15 protein-coding genes and 2 tRNA genes are annotated in these 18,811 nt (G+C 72.5%); 4 read left to right on the plus strand and 13 right to left on the minus strand.

Annotated elements, in window-relative coordinates; genetic code table 11:
* Positions 1-3: 3 nt before the first annotated feature.
* Positions 4-297: a GroES family chaperonin gene (locus O4U47_RS11520; RefSeq protein WP_270677834.1), complete on the minus strand. Its 294-nt coding sequence runs from the start codon at positions 295-297 to the stop codon at positions 4-6.
* A 198-nt stretch (positions 298-495) separates the two neighbouring features.
* Here O4U47_RS11520 and O4U47_RS11525 point away from each other — a divergent pair.
* A tRNA-Ala gene (locus O4U47_RS11525) sits at positions 496-568 on the plus strand.
* A gap of 231 nt (positions 569-799) precedes the next feature.
* On the opposite strand, the gene O4U47_RS11530 is transcribed toward O4U47_RS11525, so the two are convergent.
* Positions 800-1,786: an AraC-like ligand-binding domain-containing protein gene (locus O4U47_RS11530; RefSeq protein ID WP_270677789.1), complete on the minus strand. Its 987-nt coding sequence runs from the start codon at positions 1,784-1,786 to the stop codon at positions 800-802.
* 224 nt (positions 1,787-2,010) lie between these two features.
* On the opposite strand from O4U47_RS11530, the gene O4U47_RS11535 reads away from it, so the two are divergent.
* Positions 2,011-3,996 (plus strand): primary-amine oxidase, encoded by a 1,986-nt coding sequence (locus O4U47_RS11535; protein ID WP_270677790.1) that lies wholly within the window; start codon positions 2,011-2,013, stop codon positions 3,994-3,996.
* 72 nt (positions 3,997-4,068) lie between these two features.
* Here O4U47_RS11535 and O4U47_RS11540 read toward each other — a convergent pair whose 3' ends face one another.
* From O4U47_RS11540 to O4U47_RS11560, 5 genes are all read right to left on the minus strand, one after another.
* Positions 4,069-5,475 carry an aldehyde dehydrogenase family protein gene (locus O4U47_RS11540; protein ID WP_270677791.1) on the minus strand — a complete coding sequence of 469 codons (1,407 nt, stop codon included), beginning with the start codon at positions 5,473-5,475 and terminating at the stop codon, positions 4,069-4,071.
* A gap of 99 nt (positions 5,476-5,574) precedes the next feature.
* The gene (locus O4U47_RS11545; RefSeq protein ID WP_270677792.1) at positions 5,575-6,339 is read right to left on the minus strand and encodes an SDR family NAD(P)-dependent oxidoreductase; all 765 of its coding nucleotides are present in this window, start codon (positions 6,337-6,339) and stop codon (positions 5,575-5,577) included.
* 49 nt (positions 6,340-6,388) lie between these two features.
* The gene (locus O4U47_RS11550) at positions 6,389-7,162 is read right to left on the minus strand and encodes an SDR family NAD(P)-dependent oxidoreductase (protein ID WP_270677793.1); all 774 of its coding nucleotides are present in this window, start codon (positions 7,160-7,162) and stop codon (positions 6,389-6,391) included.
* Complete coding sequence (locus tag O4U47_RS11555; RefSeq protein ID WP_270677794.1) at positions 7,159-8,616, minus strand: APC family permease; 1,458 nt, start codon at positions 8,614-8,616, stop codon at positions 7,159-7,161. Before O4U47_RS11555 ends, O4U47_RS11550 begins: the two co-directional genes overlap by 4 nt.
* Positions 8,617-8,651: 35 nt before the next feature.
* On the minus strand, positions 8,652-9,452 hold the full coding sequence (locus O4U47_RS11560; RefSeq protein WP_270677795.1) for a MoaF C-terminal domain-containing protein: 801 nt from the start codon (positions 9,450-9,452) through the stop codon (positions 8,652-8,654).
* A gap of 236 nt (positions 9,453-9,688) precedes the next feature.
* On the opposite strand from O4U47_RS11560, the gene O4U47_RS11565 reads away from it, so the two are divergent.
* Positions 9,689-11,536, plus strand: a complete 1,848-nt coding sequence (locus O4U47_RS11565) for an amidohydrolase (protein ID WP_270677796.1) — start codon at positions 9,689-9,691, stop codon at positions 11,534-11,536.
* Positions 11,537-11,552: 16 nt separating this feature from the next.
* Here O4U47_RS11565 and O4U47_RS11570 read toward each other — a convergent pair whose 3' ends face one another.
* From O4U47_RS11570 to O4U47_RS11590, 5 genes are read right to left on the minus strand one after another with little or no spacing between them, the layout of a single operon-like run.
* Positions 11,553-12,230, minus strand: coding sequence for a GntR family transcriptional regulator (locus O4U47_RS11570; protein WP_270677797.1), 678 nt, complete (start codon positions 12,228-12,230; stop codon positions 11,553-11,555).
* 11 nt (positions 12,231-12,241) lie between these two features.
* A complete protein-coding gene (gene hpaD / locus O4U47_RS11575; protein ID WP_270677798.1) occupies positions 12,242-13,294 on the minus strand; it encodes a 3,4-dihydroxyphenylacetate 2,3-dioxygenase in 1,053 nt (350 codons plus the stop codon).
* The gene (gene hpaE, locus O4U47_RS11580) at positions 13,291-14,814 is read right to left on the minus strand and encodes a 5-carboxymethyl-2-hydroxymuconate semialdehyde dehydrogenase (RefSeq protein ID WP_270677799.1); all 1,524 of its coding nucleotides are present in this window, start codon (positions 14,812-14,814) and stop codon (positions 13,291-13,293) included. Before hpaE ends, hpaD begins: the two co-directional genes overlap by 4 nt.
* Positions 14,811-15,749 carry a 4-hydroxy-tetrahydrodipicolinate synthase gene (dapA, locus tag O4U47_RS11585; RefSeq protein ID WP_270677800.1) on the minus strand — a complete coding sequence of 313 codons (939 nt, stop codon included), beginning with the start codon at positions 15,747-15,749 and terminating at the stop codon, positions 14,811-14,813. The genes hpaE and dapA overlap by 4 nt, the downstream gene beginning before the upstream one ends.
* Before the next feature lie 51 nt (positions 15,750-15,800).
* On the minus strand, positions 15,801-17,231 hold the full coding sequence (locus O4U47_RS11590; protein ID WP_270677801.1) for a fumarylacetoacetate hydrolase family protein: 1,431 nt from the start codon (positions 17,229-17,231) through the stop codon (positions 15,801-15,803).
* 337 nt (positions 17,232-17,568) lie between these two features.
* Between O4U47_RS11590 and O4U47_RS11595 the strand changes: the two genes are divergently transcribed.
* Positions 17,569-17,641: transfer RNA gene (locus tag O4U47_RS11595), tRNA-Ala, on the plus strand.
* Positions 17,642-17,905: 264 nt separating this feature from the next.
* Here O4U47_RS11595 and O4U47_RS11600 read toward each other — a convergent pair.
* On the minus strand, positions 17,906-18,793 hold the full coding sequence (locus O4U47_RS11600) for a LysR family transcriptional regulator (protein ID WP_270677802.1): 888 nt from the start codon (positions 18,791-18,793) through the stop codon (positions 17,906-17,908).
* Positions 18,794-18,811: the final 18 nt, after the last annotated feature.

Consider the following 18,811-nt stretch of genomic DNA (forward strand, 5'->3'; position numbering starts at 1 on the left):
CGGTCACAGGTACAGGCCGGTTCCCTGCTGTGGGGACTCGTTGGCTACGGCGTGGATGTCGCGTTCCCTCAGGACCAGGTAGCGCTCGGCCTGGAGTTCGACCTCCAACTGGTCCTCGGGGTTGAACAGGACCCGGTCACCGGTCTTGACGTGTCGGGCGCTGGTGCCCGCGCCGCAGACCTCGCCCCATACGAGGCGGGTCGCCATCTTCACGGTGTCCGGGATGACCAGCCCGCCGGTGCTGCGGCGCTCCCCCTTCTCCGGGAGCAGCCGCACGAGCAGGCGATCGTGGAGCATCTGGATTTCGAGCTTTGAATCGGGCACCCTGCAAGCCTATTGGGTCCCGACCCGTGACCGGGCGGGATGGCCGGTGCGGGGTGGTGGGCCGCCACCGGGGTGAACACCTGGGGAACGGCGCGAGCACCCCTGCGGATCCGGTAGAGTCGAGGTGTCGCCGCGGCGAGGCCGGACACCGGCACGCAGGGGCGACGACCAGGGGCTATGGCGCAGTTGGTAGCGCGCCTCCATGGCATGGAGGAGGTCTGGGGTTCGAATCCCCATAGCTCCACCGGGTGGGCCGTTGTGCACACCGTTTTCTTCAGAGGTCGCTTGCGCCGGTGAGGCGGGGCGGCCTCTTTTCGTTCCGTAGGGATGCGGGGACCGGGGTGAAGCGCCCGGATCCGTGCCCGCTCCCCGCTCTCCCGACCCTGGGCGGGCACTCCGCACGGGGCGTCCGGCGCGGTCGGCCGAGGGGACACCCGTTGCGCGCGGCCGACGGCCTGGGCGCCTGCCGAGGGGCTCAGACGGCCTGGCGGACGGGGGCGCCGACCAGTCGCTGCCGGTAGGCGGTGGGGGACTCGCCGAACTCGGCCTTGAACAGCCGGCTGAAATGCGCGGCGTCGTGGAGGCCCCAGCGGCCCGCCACCCATGAGACGGGGCGGTCGGCGAACAGGGGGTCGGCGAGGTCGCGGCGGATGTGCTCGAGGCGCCGGGAGCGGATCCACATCGAGACCGTCTGCCCCTCCGACGAGAAGATCGTGTGGAGGTGCCGGGTCGAGATGTAGTGGGCCCGCGCGATGGAGGACGGCGTGAGGTCGTGCTCGCCGAGGTGCCGGAGGATGTACTCGCGCACCTCCCGCGCCAGACTCCGGGCCGGGTGCGTCGCCGGCCCCTGGCGGCGGTGCAGTTCCTGCGACAGCATGGTGACGAGCAGGTCCAGAGCCGAATGGACCAGTCGTGACGCGTGGCTGTCGGCCAGCTGGTCCATGTTCCTGCCGAGCTCGACGAAGAACGGGTTGATCACCCGGCCCAGGCCGTCCTCCCCGGGGAACCGCGTGGCGGTCACCCGGGCGACCTCGTCGCGCGGCAGGTCCACGAGCTCGTGCGGGAACATGATGACCATGGCCCGGCTCCGCTCGGGGAAGGTCAGCGTGTACGGCCGATGCGTGTCATAGATGGCCAGGTCGCCGGGGCCCAGTCCCACGGAGCGGCCGTCCTGCTCCAGCACCGCGGGGCCGGCCAGCTGCAGGCTCAGCTTGTAGAACCGGTCGCCGCCGTCCGAGATGAGCTCCGGGGTCCGCCGCACGACGTGCGGCGTCGCCGCGATCCCGAACAGGGAGACGTTGTCGACCACGGTCTGGGCGATGTGGCCGTGGAAGGCGACGCCGCCGAGCTCGTCGATCCTGAGCGGTACGACGGCGTGCGCGACCGCGGATCTCCAGGCGTCGAGAGCGAGTGGCGCGTTCGGCGTGGCGGTCGCGTGGCTCGCGCTGGCGGAAACGGACATCGCTCGTCCTTCCCCCGACGGGTGGCGGGTGCCGGTGATCATATACGATCCGTGGTGTTGTCTCTACCACATTTCCGAGACGTTCGTCAGCGCCGCTTGTCCGAGCGCGCAGACCGTTTGACGACCCGCGACCGATCGGGCGGGTGGGCCGGGGCGCCCCCGCGCGGACGGCTACGTTGATCCACGACCCGCGACCGCTGGCACCCCTGTACGGAGGAGGATCGTTGACGACGGACACCACCCCGCGCGGCACCCGGCCGTCGTCGTTCGGTGTGACGCACCCGCTCGACATGCTGACGGCCGAGGAGATCTCCGCGGCCCGGGAGATCCTCGTCCGCCACGGCAAGGTCGGCCCGGCGACCCGGTTTCCGCGCGTGCTGCCGGTCGAACCGGACAAGCGGGCCGTCCTGAGCCATACCCCCGGCGCGGACGACTTCGACCGCAGCGTGCTGGTCACCCTCCTGGACACCGCCACCGGCCGGGTCGGCGAGGCCGAGGTGTCCGTCACCGGCGGCGCGGTCACCTCGTGGCGGGACCTGCCGACGGGGGAGCACCCGTACGGCCAGCCCCCGTACCTGCTGGAGGAGTACGGCCGCGCCGCCGAGATCGTCAAGGCGGACCCCCGGTGGCAGGCGGCCATGGCGCGCCGCGGCATCACCGACACGGCGCACACGTTCGTCGCCCCGCTCGCGCCCGGCTACTTTCCCCGGGAGGGCGAGACGGGTCGGCGCATGATCCGGTCGCTCACCTTCCACCGGCGCCACGAGGGCGACAACCCGTGGGCGCACCCCGTCGAGGGGCTGGTCGCGCACGTGGACCTGACGGCCGGGGAGGTGACCCGGCTGGACGACGAGGGCGACGTCCCCGTGCCGCTGGACGACTGGAACTACAAGCACACCGGACCCGCCCGCACCACGCTGAAGCCGCTGGAGATCACCCAGCCCGAGGGCCCCTCCTTCACCGTGGACGGCACCCTCGTCCGCTGGGAGGACTGGTCCCTCCGGGTCGGCTTCAACGCCCAGGAGGGGCTGGTCCTGAACGAGATCGCCTTCCGCGACGGAGACGAGGACCGCCCCGTCATCTACCGGGCCTCCGTCCCCGAGATGGTGGTGCCGTACGGCGACCCGGCGGCCCCCCGCTACTGGATCAGCTACTTCGACGCGGGCGAGTACGCCCTCGGCAAGAACGCCAACTCGCTCAAGCTCGGCTGCGACTGCCTCGGCGAGATCACCTACTTCGACGCCGTGGTGGCCGACGACAACGGCGACCCGATGCCCATCCCGCACGCCGTGTGCATGCACGAGGAGGACTACGGGATCCTCTGGAAGCACACCGAGCCGGGCGAGGCGTCCCAGGTGCGGCGCTCCCGCCGCCTCGTGCTCTCCTACTTCGCCACCATCGGCAACTACGACTACGGGTTCTTCTGGTACTTCTACCTCGACGGCTCGATCCAGATGGAGGCCAAGGCGACCGGCATCGTGTTCGCCGGGGCCGCGGAGCCCTGGACCGAGAACCCCCACGCGCCGGAGATTGCACCGGGCATCATCGGCCCGGTCCACCAGCACATCTTCTGCGCGCGGCTGGACATGTCCGTCGACGGGCCCGAGAACTCGGTCGAGGAGGAGAACCTCGTCGGGATCCCCACCGGGCCGCGGAACCCGTACGGGAACGCGTTCACCTACGAGCGCGTCCCGCTGTCCCGCGAGTCGGAGGCCGTGCGGGACGCCGACAGCGAGGCCGGACGCCGGTGGTACGTCACCAGCGCGCACCGGCGCAACGCCGTCGGCAGGCCCACGGCGTACCAGCTCACCCCGATGGCGGGCCCACGGCTCATGGCCCAGCCGGGCTCCTCGGCGGGCGACCGCGCCGCGTTCGCCCGCCACCACCTGTGGGTGACCGCGCACGACCCGGCCGAGCGCTTCCCGGCCGGGGACTTCCCGAACCAGCACGCGGGAGACGGCATCGGCCGGTGGGTGCAGGCCGACCGTGCGCTCACCGACACCGATGTCGTCCTGTGGCACACGTTCGGGCCCACCCACATCCCCCGGCCCGAGGACTGGCCGGTGATGCCCGTCGACTACTCGGGGTTCTGGCTCAAGCCGCACGGCTTCCTCGACGCGAACCCGGCGCTCGACCTGCCGGACGGGTCCGCCGGCGGGCACAGTGGGCACGGCGGAACCGGTGGGTCCGCCGACGGCCGCTGCCACTGACCCGGCGCGAGAGCGGCCCCGCGGCACCTTCGGGTGCCGCGGGGCCGTGTACTCCTGCGGGCGCGGGCGGCGTCAGGCCGCGATGACCTGCGGCACGCCGACGGCCTTGAGTCCTTCCACGCCGAACTCCAGGCCGTAGCCGGAGCCCTTGACCCCTCCGAACGGCACCATCGGGTGCAGGGTCCCGTGCTTGTTGATCCAGACCGTGCCGGCCTCGATGCGCGCCGCGACCTCCTCGGCATGCTCGGCGTCGCTCGACCACACCGACGCGCCGAGCCCGACGTCCAGGGCGTTGGCCTGGTCGACCACCGCGTCGAGGTCCGTGTACGCGAGGATCGGCAGCGCCGGTCCGAACTGCTCCTCCACGACGAGCGGCGCGTCGGCGGGCAGGCCGGTGACCAGCGTCGCCGGGTAGAAGTGGCCGGGCGCCCCGCGGTCGGGGTCGCCCCCGGTGACCACGCGCCCGCCCGCGGCCCTGGCCTGCTCGACGAGGCCGTCGACGATCCGGAACTGGGCGGCGTTGGTGAGCGGCCCGAGCATGCTCTCCTCGCTGACCCCCGGCCCCATCGGCATCCGGGCGGCCACCTCGGCCAGCGCCTCGACGACGTCGTCGTGGAGGGTGTGGTGCACGTACAGGCGTTTGAGCGCCGCGCACGTCTGCCCCGTATTGATGAACGCGCCCCAGAAGAGGTCCTCGGCGATGGCGGCCGGGTCGGCGCCGGGAAGCACGATGCCCGGGTCGTTGCCGCCGAGTTCGAGCGTGAGCCGCGGCAGGTTGTCCGCGCTGGCGGCGGCGATCGCCTTGCCCGTGCGGGTCGAGCCGGTGAACATGATCTTGTCGAACGCCGGGTGCGCCGCGAGCGCGGCACCGAGGCCGCCGTCCCCGGACAGCACCGTCAGCACGCCCTCGGGGAGCACCTGGTTCACGATCGCGGCCAGCGCGAGCACCGAGAGCGGCGTGTCCTCGGACGGCTTCATCACCACGGTGTTGCCCATCCGCAGCGCGGGCCCGAACTGCCAGGAGGCGATGAGTGCCGGCCAGTTCCAGGGCCCGATGGCGCCCACCAGGCCCACGGCGCGGTACCTGAGCGTCGCCTGGCCGGATCCGTCGTCGAGCACCCGCTCGGGTTCGAGCGGGGTGGCGGCGGCGGTGCGCAGCCAGGCGGCGACCCCGCCCGCCTCGAAGCGGCTGCCCGGGCCGTTGAGCGGCTTGCCCTGCTCGCGGGAGATCAGGTGCGCCAGCGCTTCGGCGGACCGGTCGACGGCGTCGGCCGCGGCGTTCAGCAGCCGGGAGCGCTCCTGGTGGCCGAGCGCCTCCCAGGTGGGCTGGGCCTTCCGGGCGGCCGCCACGGCCCGCTCCAGGTCGTCGGTGCCGCGTTCCGGAGCCCGGCCGATCTCCTCGCCGGTGGCGGGGTCGGTGACCGGCCGACCGCCCTCCGGCGCCGCCACGGCAGCCAGCAGGTTCTCGTAGTTCTCCATGTCCTCACCTCTGTGTCGTTCACCATGCGTGGTCGGTGCCCCGGTCCGCCCGAGCGGGCGCCTGTGCGCGCGCACGGGACCGGCGCGGACGTGCTCGGCTCACGCGGGGAAGGCCGAGCGCGCGGAGAAGCCGAAATCCATGGTCAGGGCCGTTCCATGGATCCCCGCGGCCTGCGGGGAGGCGAGGAACAGCACGTGCTCGGCGACGTCCTCGGGCCGGTGGACCGGGTAGTCGGCGTCGGCGAAGTCGCGGCGCCCGAGGCTGCTCCGGCTCATCGGGGTGTCGACGACGGACGGGCAGACGGCGTTGACGCGCACCTCGCCCGCCGTCTCCACCGACAGCGCCCGCGCCAACTGCACCACGGCGGCCTTCGAGGCGCAGTACGGCACCATCCCCGGTGCGGCGACGAGCGCCGAGTCGCTCGCGACCAGGACCGCCGCGCCGTGGGGGGAGCGGCGCTGGGCCGGGAGGGTGTGCTTCAGCACCAGGAACGCGCCGGTGGTGTTCACGGCGAAAATCCGCTGCCAGTCGGCGAGGGAGACCTCTTCCAGCGGGGTGCCGACGGGCCCGGACACCCCGGCGCACGTGACGACGGCGTCGATGCGGCCGAGGCGGTGGAGCGTCGCCCCGACCGCCGAGCGCACCGACTCCTCGTCCGTGACGTCCGCGGCGAACGCCTGGGCCCGGTCGGGCGTGCCGAGGGCGGCCGCCCGCTCTCGGGCGCCGTCGCCGTCCTGATCCAGCAGCACGGGCGTCGCGCCCCGGTCCGCCGCCGCGGCGGCGACCGCGGCGCCGATGCCGCTCGCGGCGCCCGTGACGAGGACGACGAGGCCCCCGAGGTCCGAGGAAGGGGTGGTCACCATATGTTCCCTGCCTTTCGGCGGTGGATCGGTGCCGTTTCGCGGGCGGCCATCAGCCGAACGCCAGGGTCGGCACGTCGACGATGTGCGCGCCGCCGTCCACCACGAGGGTCGCGCCGTTGACGTACGTCGCGTCGGGCCCGAGCAGGAACGCCACCACACCGGCGATCTCCTCCGGATCGGCGGGCCGTCCGAGCGGCACGTCGCGCGTCACCTCGGCGTAGGCGGATTCGACGTCGGCCGCGCCGCCGCCCTCGACGAGCACCTGCATCTCCTGGTCGGCCATCGGTGTGCGGACCCAGCCGGGACAGACGGCGTTGGCCCGCACGCGGTGCCCGTAGTCGCGGGCGAGCGACCGCACGAGCCCGAGCAGCGCGTGTTTGCCGACCGTGTACCCGGCCGTCTCCGGCCCCGCCCGCAGGGCCGCGAGCGAGGAGACGACCACGATGCTTCCACCGGACCGCACCAGCGGTTCGAGCGCCTCGCGGGCGGTGACGAAGGCCGTCGTCAGGTTGGCGTCCAGGCTGGAGCGCCACGCCTCGTCGCTGGTATCGCCGACGGTGTCGTAGCCGTGCCCGCCCGCGTTCGCGACCACGCCGTCGAGTCCGCCGTAGCGTTCGGTGACGTCCTCGACGACGCGCCTCATGGCGGCACCGTCCGTGGCGTCGGCGGGCATGGCGGTGATGCGCGGGTGCGCCGAGGCGACCTCTTCGAGGGGTTCGCGCCGCCGACCGGAGACGACGACGTCGCCGCCGTCCTCGGCCAGCCGGGTGGCGACCGCGGCGCCGATCCCCGTGCCGCCGCCGGTGACCAGGTAGGTGCTCATGTGGTCCCTCCGGTGGTCACGGCCTGGTCGGGGACGCGGTCGAGGTCCTGGTCGAGGGACCGCCACACCTCCGGCTTCGACGAGCGCAGCCGGTAGGCCACGGCCGCCGCCGCGGCGGCGGCGACCGGCAGCAGCCAGGGGAGCAGGGCGATGACCGGGCTGTCGCTGCCCGCGAGCTCGGGGAAGTTGCCGAACGCCAGCGCCGTGACGGTCCACAGCCCCAGTCCGCCGAGGAGCGGCAGGACGAGCGTCGAGAGCGGGCGCGGGTCCCGGACCCGCCGGAAGTGCACCACGATCGCGGTCGCGGCGATCGCCTGGAGGACGACGATGCCGAGCGTGCCGATGCCGGTGAAGGCCGCGACGAGGTTGGCGATCGGGTCGGCTCCGGCGACCGCGTACGCCATCGCGACGAGCGTGGCGAAGGCGAGCTGGGCGGTGGAGGCGGCGACGGGCGCCCCGCTGGCGCGGCGGGTGTGCGCCAGCCGCCGGGGCAGGACGCCGACCCGGCCGAGCGCGTACAGGTAGCGGGTCGCGGAGTTGTGCAGCGCGAGCAGCGCCGCGAACAGGCTGACCACGAGCAGCAGCTGCATCGCGTCGGTCAGGCCGCCGCCGAGGTACCGCCGGGAGACGGTGAAGACCAGGTCGCCCGCCGCGAGGTGGTCGCGCGCGGTGTCTCCGGCGCTGCGCACGCCGAGCGCGGAGACGATCGCCCAGGTGGTGACGGCGGCGAAGACGCCGATGAAGACGATCGCCACGTAGGTGGCGCGCGGGATGGTGCGCCTGGGGTCGCGCGCCTCCTCGCTGAACAGCCCGGTCGCCTCGAAGCCGACGAACGCGTTGGCGGCGAAGAGCAGCCCGAGCCCCACGGAGCCCGTCAGGAACACCTCGGGCAGGAACGGCTCGAACGAGTAGCCCGTGGTGACGAGGATGGCGGCGTCGAGGATGAGGAGGATCGCGACCTCGAGGACCAGCGCGACCCCGAGCACCTTCGCCGAGACGTCGATGCCGCTGCGCGTCAGCAGCCACACGCCCGCGGCCGAGACCAGGCTCCAGAGCCACCACGGCAGGTCCAGGCCGAAGACGTCGGCGAAGACGATCGAGGTGAAGAAGCCGCTCGTGCCGACCGCCCCGGCGACGAAGCAGTTGTAGCCGACCAGCGCCACGAAGGCGGCGACCAGGCCCGCGGTCCGGCCGAGGCCGCGCACCACGAAGGCGTAGAAGCCCCCGGCGTTCACCAGGCGCTTGGACATCTGGGCGTACCCGACGGCGAAGAGCAGGAAGACGGCGGTGGCGAGGAGGAACATCATCGGCGTCCCGCCGCCGGTTCCGACGGCGATGCCGATGCCGCCGATGACGATGATGCCGGTCAGGGGGGCGACCGCGGCCAGGACGAGGAACACGACCCCCGGGACGCCGAGGCGCCCTTTGAGCCGCGTTTCCGGTGGGGTGGACAAAGGTCTGCTCCTTTGCCGAGGGGACGCTTGGGGGGTCAGGCCGTGGCGGCGCTGAGGATCTCGGCCCGTGCTCCGACGGGGAAGTTCACGATGGCGCCGGCGTCGAACCCTTGGTTGCCGAAGATCTTTCCGTCGGTGCGCATGCGGTCGAGGTCGATGAGCAGGAGCCCGAGCGTCGGGACGATCTTCTCCCGCCAGACGAACAGGGTCAGCCGGTCCCGGATGGCCACGTGGTGGCACCGGTCCGTGTCGGCGAGGCCCTGCTCGACCCCTCGCAGGCAGTGCCACGTGTACAGGTCCGGGGTGAGGTAGACGTGCTCGTACACCTCGCTGGGCGAGTACGTGTACCGGTTGCGCAGCCCGACGAGCGCGGTCGTCGGCGCGTGCCGGGCGGCCGGTGGGCCGCCGATGCCGCCGTGGACGATGCGCGCGGTGACACCGGTCGGCTCGTCGCCCCGCCGGACCCGCGTGTACGCCGACTCCGCCCTGGCCTCGGCGCCCGGAAGGCGGCCTTCGACCTGGGTGACGGCCCCGGTCTCGACATCGGCGACGAAGGTCGTGGAGACCCCGTCCGCGACGCCGTCGATCATGTAGACGCCGGACCGGATCGAGGTGACCCGGACGGGGACGTCGGTGTGGCCGCCCCAGGACGCGGTGTGTTCGGCGATCCGCAGCGTCGTCGGCGCCGACGACGCCGACGACGCCGACGGCGCCGACGGCGCATCGAGGTTCAGCGTCAGCGTCCGCCCGCTGAGGTCGGCCGTCTCACCGAGGAGGTCCGCAGCGGGTGCGAACCCCTCGCCGAGGGCACCGACCGGGATGAACGATTCGCTCATCTGCACTCCTCATCGTCGGGTGGTGGGGGCCGATTCCCAGGACCCTAGGGAGCGCCGCCGTGAGCTCCTAGGACACCGGCGCACGGGGCTTGTCTCTGACGGCACACCGGCGGAGCGGCGCCCCGAAAGCGCCCGACGACAAGCCCGCCGCGCTCCCGCGCAAGACGGCGGCGCCCGCGGCGCGGACGATGCCGGGCTACGGCGTCGGTGCGACGGCGAACCAGAGGAGGCCGGACATGACGGATCAGCGGAGGCCGCTACGGCGGCGGAGGTTCCTGCAAGCCGCGGGCGCGGGGGTCGCGCTCGGTGCGATCGGGGGCGCCGCCGAGGCGGCGGCCCAGACCGGAAAGGGCGGCGGTGCCGGGCGGGGCGGTGCGGACCTGGTGCTGTACGACGGCAAGGTGCTGACCATGGACGGGGAATCCGCCCCCGCCGAGGCCGTCGCCATCAAGGACGGCGTGGTTCTGGCCGTGGGGACCACCCGCGAGCTGCGGCGCCTCACGAACGCGCGGACCGAGGCGGTCGACCTCCACGGCCGGACCGTCATCCCCGGGGTCAACGACGCGCACTTCCACCCGATGGGCCTCGGTACGGGACGGCCGCCGCTGACGCTGGACCTCGGCCGGGACGCGGTCGCCTCCATCGCCGAGATCCGCGACCTCGTCGCCGAGGCGGTCCGGGACAAGGCGCCGGGGGAGTGGATCCGCGGCTTCGGCTGGGACCAGGGGTACCTGGCCGAAGGCCGGTACCCGACCCGGCACGACCTCGACGGGGTGTCCGCGGACAACCCGGCCGCATTGCGCGAATGGTCCGCACACGCCCTTTGGGTGAACTCCAAGGCCCTGGAGCTCGCGGGCATCACCCGGGACACCGAGCCGCCGCCCGGCGGCGAGATCGTCAAGGACGGCGACGGTGAACCGACCGGGCTGCTGCTGGAGGGGGCGGCCGGACTGGTGGACGGGGTCATGCCGGACTTCACCGAGGAGGAGAAGCGGCAGGGCCTGCGCGCGGCCGTGGACATCATGCACCGGTACGGCATCACCTCGGTGACGGACGCCGGCATCGGCCTCGAATCGGTCCGGCGGTACGACGACATGCTGCGGTCGGGCGACATCCGCCAGCGCTGCACGATCATGGTTGCCGCCTCCGGCGCCGACGACCTGCGGGATACGCTGCTGGAGGCCGGGCGGATCGGGACCGACCCCGCATGGCTGAACGTGAACCAGGTGAAGATCTTCGCCGACGGCGTGCCGACCCAGGCCCGGACGGCCTGGGTCTCCGAGCCCTACATCGGCGGCGGCAACGGCGGGCTCACGCTGCCCGGAGGCTCGGAGGAAGAGCAGCTCGCCCTGCTGAACGACTGGGTCATGACCGCGCACGAGCTGGGCTTCCAGGTGGGGACCCACGCGACCGGCGACCTGACCGCCAACGCGGTCGTCGACGCCTACGAGGCCGCCGTCGAGCGGTTCGGCGGCGCGGGGCTGCGCCACTACGTCATCCACGGAGACCTGGCGACGCCCGCGGACCTGCGGCGCATGGCCGCGCTCGGCTTCCCGGTGAGCTTCAATCCGCAGATCAAGCGCTCCCTCTCGCACCAGCTGGTCGACATCCTCGGCCGCGAGCGCACGGACTACCAGTGGCCCTACCGCACCGCGCTCGATCTGGGCGTCTCGGTCGCCAGTTCCTCCGACGCCCCCGTGGTGGGCATGCCGGACTTCCGCGCGGGGCTGACGGCCGCGCTGACGCGCAAGAGCCTGGAGACCGGCGAGGTGTTCGGTGCCGAGGAGGTCATCGGCCTGGAGGAGGCTCTGGCCTCCTACACGACCGCGGGCGCCTGGCAGGACCGTGCCGAGTCGTGGAAGGGCACGCTCGCGCCGGGCATGGCCGCCGACCTCGCCGTGTTCGACGGGGACCTGGCCGATACCCCGCCCGAAGAGATCGTGGACCTGCCGATCGCCATGACCGTCGTCGGCGGCGAGGTCGTCTACGACGCGGCGGACGACACGCCCGCCGCGACCCCCTCGTCCGCGTCCGCGGCGGGCGGCCTCGCGGCGTACATGGACACCGGCTGCCGCCACGATTGAGCGCTCCGCAGGGCGCTCACGACGGTCGGCCCGCGTCGAGGTAGGCCTCCAGGGTGCGGAGGGTGTGCGTGCGGGTGGCCCGTTCGACCTCCTCCTCCGGCGCCCCGCGGCGCAGGAGGTCGAGAAGGTGCTCGTGCTCCTCGACCGAGACGGCGGGCCGGGCGGGCACGAAGGAGAAGCTGGAGCGGCGGATGAGCGACATGCGCTGCCATTCGCGGTCGAGCAGGTCGAGCAGGTGGCGATTGGGACACGGAGCGCACAGCAGCTGGTGGAACCGCTCGTTGAGCTCGGTGAACCGCACGGGGTTGAAGTCGGTGCGGTGCAGGGCGCGCATCTCTTCGTTGAGCGCCGCGGCCTCGTCGAGGCGGGCCCCGTCCAGGTGCGGCGCCGCCAGCGCGGTGGCGGCGCCCTCCAGGTAGGCGAGGACCTGCATGGTGTCGGTGTAGTCGGCGGTGTCGATGCCGGTCACCTCGGCTCCGACGTTCCGGGTGAACGTCACGAGGCCTTCGGCTTCCAGGCGCCGGACGGCTTCGCGGACCGGCACCGGGCTGACGGTGAACTCACGGGCGAGCTGGTCGAGGACGAGCCGGTGGCCCGCGCTGTAGCGGCCGGTCAGGATGCGTTCGCGCACCTGCCGGTACACGGTCTCCGACTTCGACGGCGCGCGGCCGCCGGCAGCGGCGGTGTCCGGCATGGACGTCCTCTCTACAGCTGCTCGCCGACCTTGAAACCCCTGGCCGTATCGTCCTTGCGAGTGTAAGAGAAGCCGTCGGCGCCGATGGTCACGTCCATCTCCGAGGCCTGTTCGCGTTCGCGCAGCGGCACGGGGGCCCCGTCGAGGTCGAGCACGGTCGAGGCGTCGGTGTACCAGCTCGGCACGACGGCGTGGCCCCACCAGTCGCGGCGCTGGTTGTCGTGCACGTCCCAGGTGACGACCGGGTTGTCGGGGTCGCCGGTGTAGTAGTCCTGGGTGTAGATCTCGATGCGGTGGCCGTCGGGGTCGCGCAGGTAGAGGTAGAAGGCGTTGGACACGCCGTGCCTGCCCGGGCCGCGTTCGATGGCGTCGGAACGGCGCAGGGCACCGAGCTTGTCGCAGATGTACAGGATGTTGTGCTTCTCGTGTGTGGCGAAGGCGATGTGGTGCATCCGGGGTCCGGAGCCGCCGGTGAGGGCGGTGTCGTGGACGGTGTCCTTGCGGGCGAACCAGGCGGCGTAGGTGACGCCGTCGTCGCCGCGGATGTCCTCGGTGCGTTTGAAGCCGAGCTCCTCCAGGTAGGCCGCCCCGGCCACGACGTCGGGGCAGACCTGGTTGAAGTGGTCGAGCCGGACGATCGCGCCCGCGCCGTACAGGTCGGAGCGCCACGTGAGGCGCGGCGCGTGCGCGACGTCGTAGAAGAACTCGTACGGGAAGCCGAGCGGGTCGAGCACCCGCACGACCTCGCCGACCCCGGTGCGGAACCCTGCGGGCTCGCGCCGGACACCGCAGCCCAGCGCGCGGTAGTGGGCCTCGGCCGCGTCCAGTTCGCGGGGGCTGCGCACGCGGAACCCGAACGCGGCGACCGCGGGCACGGGGCCCTCGCGCAGGACCAGGTTGTGGTGGATGAACTCCTCCAGCGCGCGCAGGTGGATCTCCCGGCCGTCCTCCTCGGTCACGACGAGCCCGAGGACGTCCACATAGAACTCGCGGGACGCCGCGAGGTCGCTGACCACGAGTTCGAGGTAGGCCGAGCGCACGATGTCGGGGGGCGTGGCGGTCATCGGGTACTCCCTGCTCCCGAGAAGAACGGGTCCTGGTCGTTGTAGCCCTCGGCGCCGAAGCGTGCGGTGTGCACGTCGCCGAGCGTGACGTGCACGGCCTGCTGCTCGGTGTAGAAGTCCAAGGAGCGGTGGCCGCCCTCCTGGCCGAGGCCGGAGGCCTTCACCCCGCCGAACGGTGAACGCAGGTCGCGCACGTTGTGGGAGTTGATCCACACCATGCCCGCCTCGATCCGGTCGGCCACCCGGTGCGCCCGCCGCAGGTCGTTCGTCCACACGTACCCGGCGAGCCCGTACTGGACGTCGTTGGCGAGGTCGACCGCCTCGTCGTCGGTGTCGAACGGGGTGACGGCGACGACGGGGCCGAAGATCTCCTCCTGGAAGATCCGCGCCGTGCGGGGCACGTCGGCGAACACGGTGGGGGACAGGTAGTTGCCGTCGGGCAGGTGCTCCGGCCGCCCGCCCCCGGCGACGAGCCTGGCCTCGCCCTTGCCGCTCTCGACGTAGCCCAGCACGCGCTCGTAGTGCTCCGGGTGCACGAGGGCGCCCACCTCGGTCGCCGGGTCGTCCGGGGGGCCGACCTTGATCGCGGCCGCGCGTTCGGCGAAGCGGGCCAGGAACCCGTCGTAGACGGACCGCTCGACGAGGATGCGGGAGGAGGCGGTGCAGCGCTCGCCGTTGAGGGAGAACACGCCGAACAGGGTCGAGTCGAGCGCGGCCTCCAGGTCGGCGTCGGCGAAGACGAGCGCGGGGGACTTGCCGCCGAGCTCCATCGACAGCCCCTTGAGCCGCTCGGAGGCGTTCGCGAAGATCCGCCGCCCGGTCCCGGTCTCGCCGGTGAAGGAGATCAGGTCGACGTCGGGGTGCGTGACCAGCGCCTCCCCGGCGACCTCGCCGATGCCGTTGACCAGGTTGAACACCCCGTCAGGCAGCCCGGCCTCCGCGAACACCTGGGCCCACAGCGACGCCGAGAGCGGCGTGAACTCCGCGGGTTTGAGCACGACCGTGCAGCCGCCGGCGAGTGCGGGGGCGAGTTTCCACGACTCCAGCATGAACGGCGTGTTCCACGGCGTGATCAGCCCCGCCACGCCGACCGGCTTGCGGTTGACGTAGTTGAGCTGCATGCCCGGCACCTTGTAGGCGTCGTCGGACCGGGCCACGACCAGGTCGGCGAAGAACCGGAAGTTCTCCGCGGCGCGGCGGGCCTGGCCCTTGGCCTGGGTGATCGGAAGACCGGTGTCGTAGGACTCCATGGCGGCCAGCTCTTCGTCGACCGACTCGACGGCGTCGGCGATCCGGTTGAGGATCCGGGCGCGTTCGCGGTTCCTCATCCGCGGCCAGGGCCCGTCCGTGAAGGCGCGGCGGGCGGCCGCGACGGCGGCGTCGATGTCCGCCTGCCCGCCGGCGGCGGCCCGGGTGTAGACCTCGTTGGCGGCGGGGGCGAGCACGTCGAACGCCGCGCCGTCGGCGGAGCCGGTGGGCGCGCCGCCGATGTGGTGCGGAATGGGGTCGGGGATGTTCACGTGAGGCTCCTCGACGGGACGGGAGTGAGGTGGTGCTCGGCCTCGGCGGCCAGCGCGCGCACCGTGTCCCGGCCCCGCTCGGTCAGGGGGGTCAGCGGCGGGCGGACGTGATCGGAGCGGATCAGGCCGCGACGGGCCATCAACCACTTCGCCGGGGCCGGGTTGGTCTCGGTGAACAGCAGGTCGACCAGCGGGTGCACGCCGTAGTGCAGCTCGCGGGCCCGGTCCCAGTCACCGGCGACGGCGGCTTCGTAGGTCTGGGCGACGGCGGCCGGTGCGATGTTGGACAGGGCGGAGATGAAGCCGATCCCGCCGAGGGCGATCAGCGGCAGGCACAGCAGCTCGATGCCCGACCACATCAGGACGTCGCGCCCGCAGGCGTGCATGACCCGGGAGAAGTGCTCGAAGTCCTTGGTGGTCTCCTTGATGCCCACGATGTTGTCGTGGTCGCGGTACAGCCGGGCGAACGTCTCCGGCGCCAGCTCGACCGCGGTGCGCACCGGCACGTTGTAGGCGACGATCGGCAGATCCGGGAACTCACGGGCGACCGTCGAATACCACGTGTACAGCGCCTCCTGCGTGGGGCGCGCGTAGTACGGCGTGACGACCAGGACGGCGTCCGCACCCGCGTCGGCGGCGATGCCGGTGAGCTCCAGCGTCTCGTCGAGCTTCGCCGATCCCGTGCCGGGCAGGAACGGGACGTCGTCGCCGACCTCCGCGGCGACGAGCCGGATCGCCTCGGCGCGCTCGGTGGGCGTCTGCGCCGACGGCTCCCCGGTCGACCCGCCGATCGAGATCCCCCGCGAGCCGTTGGCGAGCTGCCAGCGCACCATCGCCCGCAGTGACGCGTGGTCCACGTCCCCCTCGTCGGTGAAGGGGGTGAACAGCGGCGCCATCGCGCCCCTCATGCGGGACGGGTCGGATCGGAACCGCATCGGTCCTCCTCTCAGTCGTGCTCAGCTGTGCCCAGTCCTGCTCAGCCGCGCTCAGTCCTTGGCCTCGTACCGCTGCCGCCACTGCGTGTTCAGCGGGTACAGCCCGTCCACGGATTCGCCCTGCCGGACCATCTCGGCGATGAACTCCTCTTCCCTCTCCTGGGCCTCGGCCGCCTCAAGCACCTCGTGCACGAGACCGGGCGGGATGACGAGCGCGCCGTCGTCGTCGGCCACGATGACGTCGCCCGGCTGGACGGCGGCCCCGCCGCACGCGATCGCCGTGTCCGTCTCCCACGGCACGTGCCTGCGGCCGAGCACCGCCGGGTGGTGCCCCGCGCAGAAGACCGGCAGGCCGGTCGAGGCGACGGCGGCGGCGTCACGGACCGCGCCGTCGGTCACCACTCCCGCGGCGCTGCGGACCTTGGCCCTCAGCGCGAGGATGTCGCCGAGCGTGCCCGCGCTCGCGTCGCCCCGCGCCTCCATGACCAGGACCTCGCCCGGGCCGATGGTGTCGAAGAGCTGCTTCTGCGCGTTGAAGCCGCCGCCCCGCTCGGCGAACAGGTCCTTGCGGTACGGCACGAACCGCAGCGTCCGCGCGGGGCCGACCAGGCGTCGGCCCGGGACCAGCGGCCGGACCCCGTCGATGGCGGCCTCGTCCAGCCCCCGCCTGCGCAGTTGGACCGAGAGCGTCGCCACCGCCACCGCCTCCAGGCGCTCCCGGATCTCCGGGGTGAGCACCGGTTCCGGTGGGAGGCCCCAGGCGGCGGCGCGTTGTGCCTCGTCCGCCTCGGGCGGGCTGCCCCACGGGGCCAGCGCCGGGCCCGCGCTCACATCGGTGGCCAGGCGGCCCGACGTGAGCGCGGGGGCATCGAGGGAGAACACCTCCACCTCCACCCGCTGCCCCGGTCGGGCGACGGAGGCGCCCGCTGGCGTTCCGGTGAGGACGACGTCGCCCGGTTCGAGCGTCATCACGCGGGACAGGTCGGCCAGCATCAGCCCGAACGGGAAGATCAGGCCGGCGCTGCTGTCGTCCTGGACGAGCACCCCGTCCAGCCACGTGCGGATGCCGATCCGCCCCGGATCGAGCCGCTCGGCCGGGATCAGGTCCGGGCCGAGCGGGGTGAAGCCGTCGCCGCCCTTGGCGCGCACGTTGGAGCCCCGGTCGGCGTAGCGCAGGTCGTACAGCCCGAGATCGTCGGCCGCGGTGACCCAGCCGACGTGCGCCCACGCCTCGTCAGGGGAGACGTCGCGTGCGGCCGTGCCGATGACCAGCGCGATCTCGCCCTCGAACCCCAGGAGTTCGGTGCCGTCGGGCCGGGTGACCGTGCCCGGCCCGGTGACCGATGAGCCGGGCTTGAGGAAGTACGACGGGTGTGCGGGCACTCGTCCGCGCTGCCCGGCCCGCGAGGCGTAGCTGAGATGGACGGCGACCACCTTGCCCGGACGGTGGCCGAGGAGTCCGGAGACCGGGTCGTTGCTCACCAGGGGCACCTCATATCGTCGATGAAATCATATATGATTCTGTTGGCCGGGACCCGCCGCGTCAAGGGTGGAGCCGGGGCCGGGCTGGCGGAGCGTCCGCGGGCGACGCGTCCGCCCGACCCGCCTCGCGGCCGACCACCGGGACGTTCTTCCTCATCGCGCAGGCGGCGTCGACCCTGGACGCCGGGTGCTTCGTCCTCGACGCCTCTGACCGCTGTGCGGCACGGGGTACGGGGGCAGGGGCGGCGTGTAGGGGGGAAGCGCAGGAATGACCGGCGTCGCCGGTCACCCCACTCCCGCGAATCCGGTAGGATCAAGGCGTTGCCGCACGGCACACGGGGCTATGGCGCAGTTGGTAGCGCGCCTCCATGGCATGGAGGAGGTCTGGGGTTCGAATCCCCATAGCTCCACCCTGGGATTGTTCTTAGGACCCTTGCCCGAGCGCGTACGGCCGAGGTGGCTGGGTCCGGGAGTTGATTCGCCGCGAGTTCGGTGTCGAACATGGTCTTCGCGATCACCCCCGGCGGCACGCTGTGCTTCACCGTGCACCAGGGCCACGTCGATGCCCGCGCGTTCATCGATCTCTCGTGGACGGCCGCAAGGCCCACACCGCCCGCGCCGCCGAGGACTTCGTCGCCTCCGCCCGGGGCCGGCCCACCCTGCACCCGCCGGAATTACGACGCCAGCGCCGCCTGGCAGTGCTCGACCAGCGCGGCGGTGAGGGTGGACGGCCGTACTCCGCGCGGTGACGCGGCGAGGATCGAGTTCGTCCCGAGGTCCTCCACGATGGGCAGGAAGCGCAGCGGACGGCCCTCGTCGCTCTCGGCGACCTCGTGCATCAGCAGCGCGCACGCCAGTCCGCGCCCGACGATCGAGCGGATGGTGTGCACGTTGGAGCTGCGGTACACCACGTTCGGTACCACGCCGAACCGGCGCAGCATGGCCTCGTTGAGATACGTCGCGGGCTCCACGTTCAGCAGCGCGAAGGGATGCCGCCCCAGTTCGGCGACGGTCACGGCGTCCTGCCGGGCGAGCGGGTGGTCGGCCGCGACGGCGACCCGGAATCGGCGCTCCTTGAGCAGGACGGTGCTCGCCTCGGGATGCCGCTGTGCCTCGTAGATGAAGCACAGGTCCACCTGCCCCCGCATCATCCGTTCCTGGATCTCCGGGCCGGTGTCCTCGACGATCTCCAGACGAACACTCGGGTAGGTGCGGGCGACGAATTCGGCCAGCTCGGGGATGACGAGCGGCGAGAGGGTCGGGAAACAGCCGACCGTGTAGGTGCCGGTCTCCGCGGTCCCCTCCGCCGTGCTCACCAGGTGGCGCACCTCGCCGAGCAGCGTGCGGCTGCGCGTCGCCACCGCCCGGCCGGTGGGCGTCAGGTGGATTCCCTTCGCCGTGCGCCGGATCGCGAGCTGCACGCCGAGCACCGCCTCCAGCTCCTTCAGCGCCTGGCTGATCGCGGCCTGTGTGACGTGGCATTTCAACGCGGCCCGGGTGATCGACCGCTCTTCCGCGACGGCGACGAAGTATTCGAGCTGCCGTATCGTGACGTCCTTCATAAGCCGAGCTTAAGGCTT

Origin of the sequence: Nocardiopsis suaedae (assembly GCF_027706745.1) — a bacterium.
GTDB classification, from domain to species: domain Bacteria; phylum Actinomycetota; class Actinomycetes; order Streptosporangiales; family Streptosporangiaceae; genus Nocardiopsis_A; species Nocardiopsis_A suaedae.